The organism is Methylobacterium sp. J-070, assembly GCF_022829385.1.
Classification (GTDB): domain Bacteria; phylum Pseudomonadota; class Alphaproteobacteria; order Rhizobiales; family Beijerinckiaceae; genus Methylobacterium.
In genome coordinates this window covers 1-6,084 of sequence record NZ_JAKSXX010000020.1, presented here as the reverse complement: position 1 = coordinate 6,084, position 6,084 = coordinate 1, and the positions used below count along the sequence as shown (strand labels likewise).

The 6,084-nt window shown below is 62.3% G+C and carries 8 protein-coding genes and 2 pseudogenes; 7 read left to right on the top strand and 3 right to left on the bottom strand.

All coding sequences use genetic code 11. The features are described from left to right. Window positions 1-585, bottom strand: a 585-nt coding sequence (locus tag MKL01_RS00835; RefSeq protein ID WP_279604327.1) for an MHYT domain-containing protein, incomplete at its 3' end; no start/stop codon positions are given. A gap of 283 nt (window positions 586-868) precedes the next feature. Between MKL01_RS00835 and MKL01_RS00830 the strand changes: the two genes are divergently transcribed. The 4 genes from MKL01_RS00830 to MKL01_RS00815 all read left to right on the top strand — a co-directional run bounded on the left by MKL01_RS00830 (window position 869) and on the right by MKL01_RS00815 (window position 3,411). Next, a complete protein-coding gene (locus tag MKL01_RS00830; protein ID WP_243903347.1) occupies window positions 869-1,009 on the top strand; it encodes a hypothetical protein in 141 nt (46 codons plus the stop codon). After that, on the top strand, window positions 1,006-1,347 hold the full coding sequence (locus MKL01_RS00825) for a PAS domain-containing protein (RefSeq protein WP_243903346.1): 342 nt from the start codon (window positions 1,006-1,008) through the stop codon (window positions 1,345-1,347). The genes MKL01_RS00830 and MKL01_RS00825 overlap by 4 nt, the downstream gene beginning before the upstream one ends. Window positions 1,348-1,576: 229 nt before the next feature. Further along, on the top strand, window positions 1,577-3,061 hold the full coding sequence (locus MKL01_RS00820) for a methyl-accepting chemotaxis protein (RefSeq protein ID WP_243903345.1): 1,485 nt from the start codon (window positions 1,577-1,579) through the stop codon (window positions 3,059-3,061). Between the two features lie 41 nt (window positions 3,062-3,102). Next, window positions 3,103-3,411, top strand: a complete 309-nt coding sequence (locus tag MKL01_RS00815; protein WP_243903344.1) for a hypothetical protein — start codon at window positions 3,103-3,105, stop codon at window positions 3,409-3,411. A gap of 37 nt (window positions 3,412-3,448) precedes the next feature. On the opposite strand, the pseudogene MKL01_RS00810 reads toward MKL01_RS00815, so the two are convergent. Next, window positions 3,449-3,871 (bottom strand): annotated as a pseudogene (locus MKL01_RS00810) (hypothetical protein); the annotation flags it as partial. A 169-nt stretch (window positions 3,872-4,040) separates the two neighbouring features. On the opposite strand from MKL01_RS00810, the gene MKL01_RS00805 reads away from it, so the two are divergent. The 3 genes from MKL01_RS00805 to MKL01_RS00795 all read left to right on the top strand — a co-directional run bounded on the left by MKL01_RS00805 (window position 4,041) and on the right by MKL01_RS00795 (window position 5,061). Continuing rightward, window positions 4,041-4,217: a hypothetical protein gene (locus tag MKL01_RS00805; protein WP_243903343.1), complete on the top strand. Its 177-nt coding sequence runs from the start codon at window positions 4,041-4,043 to the stop codon at window positions 4,215-4,217. Then, window positions 4,217-4,411: a hypothetical protein gene (locus MKL01_RS00800; RefSeq protein WP_243903342.1), complete on the top strand. Its 195-nt coding sequence runs from the start codon at window positions 4,217-4,219 to the stop codon at window positions 4,409-4,411. The genes MKL01_RS00805 and MKL01_RS00800 overlap by 1 nt, the downstream gene beginning before the upstream one ends. Before the next feature lie 437 nt (window positions 4,412-4,848). After that, window positions 4,849-5,061, top strand: coding sequence for a hypothetical protein (locus MKL01_RS00795; protein WP_243903341.1), 213 nt, complete (start codon window positions 4,849-4,851; stop codon window positions 5,059-5,061). A 92-nt stretch (window positions 5,062-5,153) separates the two neighbouring features. On the opposite strand, the pseudogene MKL01_RS00790 reads toward MKL01_RS00795, so the two are convergent. Then, window positions 5,154-6,068, bottom strand: a pseudogene (locus MKL01_RS00790) (manganese catalase family protein). Window positions 6,069-6,084: the final 16 nt, after the last annotated feature.

Sequence of the window (6,084 nt, the reverse complement as noted above, 5' to 3'; positions counted from 1 at the left end):
CATGGCCGCCATGCCGCAGAAATGCAGGACGCCGATCGCGGCGACCAACAGCGGCGCTCCAACGCGTCGGATGTCGCGGCGGCGCTCTCCCGTCACCACCAAGGCCGCACCAAACATGAGCAGGCTCGTCGGTAGGGACACAGCCAGCAGAGACTGATCCCACGTGACGGTACCGGCGACGAGGTAGGAAGCCTCGCCGAGGTAGTGAAGCGCGACGATGCTGCTGCCGAGAAGAAGGCCGATGAGAAAGCGATGGGCTCGCTTGCGCTGGCCTATCGCGAGGGTGACGCTGATCCCGATGCCTGCGATGGCGATCAGGAGCGAAAGGGCCGTCAGATAGGGGTCGAACCCCGCGGGCATGCCCGGGCGGAATGCCAGGAGCCCGATCATATGGGTGGCCCAAGCGGTGCAGCCTGCAGCAACGATGCTGGCACCAGCCCAGAGCGTGGCGGACCGTCCTTCGGAGCGTGCCGCATGGGTCGCGACCGAGAACGAGCTGTAGACGCCAATGACGCAGATCCCTGCCGCCAGCAGGATCAGCTGGTGATCGTGCGCCTGGGTAAGGCAGGTGTAGACGGATCGCATGGCAAGCTCCGAGGCGATGAGCCTGGGCTTGACCGGTTAATGAATCTCCACGCCTCGCAGCAGGCGATACTAAATACGGCGAAGGTCATGATGTTATTTGACGAAAATCTATCATATGTTAGAGTTGTAAAACGTTAATCTACAAGCAACGGCTGTCGTCACCCGAGTTCGGAGCGTGTCTCCCGGTCGGGTAGCGGGAACCTTGTGACTGCGCGTTCCGCTCGGCGGTTATGCGCGTGGTGAGCTTACTGCTCCTTCAGCACTGACATAGCGTTGCCTTACCATGACGGCCTTCGAACTTATCCGCGCGCTGGCTCACGATGCCGCCATCGGCATCATTGTCACCGATGCGCTGATCGAGGCGCCTGGACCGACATTCTCTACGCCAACCCTGTTTTCGGGCGGTTGGTCGGACGGGACTTGAGCGACATCGTCGGCCGAAGCCCGCGCTTAATGCAGGGCAAGGAGACACGTCAGGAGACGCTCGATACCTTCCGCCGCGCCCTGGCGACCGGCGGGCGTTTTCACGGCTACCTGACCAACTACCGGGCCGATGGCATCAAGTACCGCGCCGAGATCGATTGCCGGCCGTTGCGCACTGCAGACGGGCGCATCGAGAACTTCGTTGCGTTCGAGCGTGAGGTGATCCGCCGGATCGGCCGGCCTGCCGTCAGTGCGGCTGGACGCTATGAGCTGAACGGTTCAACTAACGCATTATTAACCGACGCACTCCGCAACCTCGCTATCTTCGAACACGCATGAGTTGTATCGGCTTCGATCACATCGCCGTGAATACTGCTTTCACATTGGCTGAGGTTTATCTCTTTAAGGGCATTTACGCCTAAATAACGATGTTAACATTTAAGTAACAATATATATGAAATATTAGGCTGAGACACTGGGTCAGACGAAGCCACGATGATGCCCTTCACCGCGGGCTGCCGCCCCGGGTGATGTCGAGTTGTCTCAACAATTTTGAGAGTGAACGATCATGTTCGGTAGAGCGCAGACGCATGCCGACGCGGCGGCCAAATTCGACGCCCTGAACCGGTCGCAGGCCGCCATTGAGTTTCAGCCCGACGGCACCATCCTCACCGCCAACGCCAACTTCCTGACTGCCATGGGCTACACCCTACCGGAGGTGCAGGGGAAGCATCACGCGATGTTCGTCGAGCCGGCTTACCGCGACAGCGTCGAGTACCGCGCGTTCTGGGACGCTTTGCGACAGGGAAAATTCCAGTCCGCCGAGTTCAAGCGCATTGCCAAAGGTGGCCGAACTGTCTGGATCCAGGCGAGCTACAACCCGGTGCTCAACCGCGCAGGGCAAGTCGTGAAGGTCGTCAAACTCGCTACCGACGTCACCGCTCAGAAGTTGCATGCGTTGGACAGTGATGGCCAGATCGCCGCGCTTCACCGCTCGCAGGCCGTGATCGCCTTCGATCCAAACGGCGCGATCCTCGATGCCAATCAGAACTTTCTCGACGCCATGAGCTACTGCCTCGACGAGATCCGCGGTCGGCATCACAGCTTGTTCGTGGATGCGGCTGAGCAGGCCGGTGCAGGCTATCGCGGTTTTTGGGACCGGCTCGGTCAGGGTGAGTTCGCGGCGGGCGAGTTCCGGCGCATGGCCAGGGGCGGTCGTGAGGTCTGGATCCAGGGGACCTACAACCCGATCACCGACGCGGACGGGACGGTGATCAAGGTGGTGAAGTTCGCCGTCGACATCACCGCGCAGGTGCACGAGCGTCAGCGCCGGGCCGAAGCACAGCGGGCGATCGGCACGGATCTCGACGCGATCGGCTCCGCGGTCGAGGCCGTGACGCGCCAGACCGCCGAGGCGGTCGGTACGGTCGGGCAGGTCTCCAACGACATCCAGTGTGTCGCCTCGGGCGCGGAGGAGTTGTCGGCCTCGGTCGGTGAGATCAGTCAGCAAGTCAGTCACGCCGCGCGCATGGCCGGCGAGGCGGTCGAGCAGGCCCAGCACACTGGCCGCATCGTCGAAGGGTTGAGCGGACAGGCGACGCAGATCGGCGATGTCGTGAGTATGATCCAGGGCATCGCCGCGCAGACCAATCTGCTGGCGCTCAACGCCACCATCGAGGCAGCGCGCGCCGGCGCCGCGGGCAAGGGCTTCGCGGTGGTGGCCTCCGAGGTCAAGGCGCTCGCCGAGCAGACGGCCAAGGCGACGGATCAGATCCGCGGACAGATCACCGCGACCCAGGCAGCCACGCGCGAAGCGGTGAATGCGATCGGCTCGATCCAAGGCACGATCCGAGCGCTGGACGAAGTCTCGGCGGCGATCGCCGCGGCGGTGGAGGAGCAATCTGCCGTGACCCGGGAGATGTCGGGTAGCATGCACACGGCCGCCCACGGGGTGGCGACGATCGCCGGCGGCATGGAGGCGATCGCCCGGGCTAGCGAGCAGGTCGATGCCGCGACGCGTCAGGTGCGCGAAGCGGCTCGCCAAGTCGGGTGAAGATGTCGGCATGAACAAGATGGAAGCGCGGCGGGACAGGCATGACTGGAACGATCATCCCGCTGCGATCCATGGACGATGACGCATTAGCTCTCACCGACCTTGACCTGAGCGCAGCAGAACTGCTGACGCAAGGGCGTGCAGTCAGTCTGTCCGCTGCTCGGATTGAAGTTCTTCTGGCAAAGCTACATGTGCAGCGAGCCGAACTGGCTGAATTACTCGCCGACCTGCAGGCACGTCCACCAAGCGGCGATAGCCAACTCGACGCCATAAACGCTGATCTGAGCGACGCGGCAAGCAAGGCGCTGACTGTAATCAAACTAAGAATTGGGCAGGCCGAGACGGGCTGAAGACGACTGAGAACCTGCAGCCGCCGTGCTGTCGGCAGGCGTAGGGCCCGCTGAACAGGTCTCCAAGCGCCTTCCGCCGGAACAGCGTGCGCCAGCGTCGCCTCCGATGCTCTGGCCGGTCGTGGATCATGTGGCACCGTTGGCAGAAGGCGGCGAGGTTGGCGTCCGCGTTGTTCGCGGTGTCGTGGGCGCGATGGGCGGCGGCTAGGATGACCCAGGTCCGACGAGCGCGACCGAGGATGTCGGCGCTCGACCTGATCCGGATCCGCCGACCCCACCCGTTGCGCCAACAGGCGGCGTCGGCATCCCACCAGCGCCCATGGCCGAGGTGATAGACCATCCGACCGTGCGGGCGCCCGCAGCCCTCACAGCATCCCTTCGCCCGGCCGAACCGGATCAAGGCCGAGAGCTGCGGCCAGTCGATGGTGTAGAAGTAGCGGTGCTCGGGCCGGATCGGCATGGGACGGCACTGTGCCACCCATCGTGAAGAAAGCGTAGCCGCAGGGCACAAGATCGTACGGTGGCAGATATGGGGGTCCTATCGAACCGAAGGTCACCGGCTTCGTTGAGGCTTCATCTCAGAGCGTGATCCAAACATGGATTGTCACTGCACTCGCCTTCAGCACAGGATGGCGTTCAGTATCCTGCTCGATGAACAAGTGATTGCCGCACTCGCCGGATCGGTAGCCATTCTACGGGAGGCAAATGATCCCGATGTGCTTGACCTTGAGCATGCGATCCGCTCCCATCGCATCGGCATTTTGAAACAACGGGCCATCCTCGGTGCGGCTGGGATAGACGTGTGATGAGACAGCGCCGCCTCTTCGTCGTTCGGGGCGTCGCACAGCATGGCACCATCACCTACAAGTGTCCGACGGCGGCTTGGGCGTTGCGGAAGCTGCAGGACTTCAAAGCGGCTGAGCGCCGGGACATCGCCGTCACTGATCCGGATGGTACGCCGCTGACGGAGGACGACCTGATCGGCATCGTGGAGGGCTGAGGCGCAGCACCTTCGGATGAGACGGTGCCTGCGGCGCCGCAGATTACCCACCAGCCGGCCTTGGCATAGCAGTCGGCATGCGATCGGACCGGTATATCGAACGCGCATTTGAGGCCCCGAAAAGCGCCGAGGAGGTCACGTAATTGGACGGAGGCAACGCCATCCTCGATCAGCCGCTGATACCTAACACCCATACTCTCCCATTACTCCGTATCAGCGACCCACTCCGGGGCTTGGAGCAACGGCAATCCGGGCCATCGCGATCAGGACTGGTGCCTTGCCCAGTGCGTCCAATTCGAGCCGACGTCATGCGCAGAGAGGCTGACGTCGGGCCCTTGATCCCTAGGGGCGGCCTCTTATTGGCTGCTTGAACGATATCGACTGCGGCGACGTTCAGACCCAGACCGATCGAACTGATCCGTCTGGAGAAAAACGCCATGTCGATAAAGATGCTTGCCTTCGCGGCCGCACTGTCGTTCGCAGTCACCGGCTCAGCTCTTGCGCAGATGTCAGGCGGCGGCAGCGCCCAGAGCAACATGAATAATCCGGGCAGCGTGAAGAGCCCGTCGCAGAAGCGGATGGGTGGGCAACGGGGTATGATGCGTATGAAGCATCACCGACGCCACCATATGCGTCGTTCGCGCATGTGACCTAGACCTGCCTCGCGGCTTCGATACCGCGGGGCTCCTTTATGGCTCAGCCTTCTATCGGTTTCGGCCGATGCCTCTGACCCTTAAGTTGTCTAGCGGCTCTTCTTGTAGAGCTTGCTCGCGATTTCGAAGATCTCCTCCGGCGCATAGTCGGGTGCGAAGGCACCGTAGTTGCCGTCGAGTTCCGGGATCTTGCCACCCTCGGGATAGCCGTCGACGACCTCCAGGTTACTCGGCGGATCACCCGGCAGGGCGACCTCATCGTTCGACCAGACGCCGGCCGCTTCCCGGTAATCCTCCTCGCTGAAGGTGTAGAGCCGCCGGTGCTTGCCCTCGTCGAGGTACTTCTGACACTCCGGGATACGCGACAGGTCGATGTTGGGCGTCGGTAGCATCTGCTCGATGGCTACACCGGTGAGCTTCTTCAGGGCCAGGGCGTAGGCGTGGGCATGAAGCGAACCGCGCACGAGTAGGTAGGCGCAGGTCTCGCGGCCGGTCGGCTCAATCATGGTCTCGTAGACCCGCAGCTTGTGGATGCGTGCGCCACACTCCAGGTGGAAGTTGTGCAGCAAGTCGATGATCAAGTTGCCGGTCGTGGTGACCATGTCGACGTTCTACGACTGGGCGTTAGAGTTGACCGCCGTCGCGCCGCCGCCGTTGCTAATGAAGCTGCCGGCGAGCCGGATATCCTGCATCTCGGCAAACGGCGCCTTGAAGATGTCGACGTCCGTCTTCGGGTTGCCCGGGCCGTTGTTGAGCAGGGCGATACCGGTCGAAACCAGCTCGACGTGTCCGATCTCCTCTGCGAAGATGCTCGACACCAGGCTGTAGAATGGCCGGAGCTTCTCCTTGTTGCGGAAGTTGAAACTTTGGAACATGTAATTCCCGAGCGTCGACATCTCGCCGTACTTACCACCGAGCAGCTCCTGTAGAGCGGCGGCCGCGTTAGGCTCAGGCTTCTTCGGCTCGGGCAGCTCCGTGAGGAGGCGGTCGATCTTCATGAACATGAGGGCAGCTCCGTCC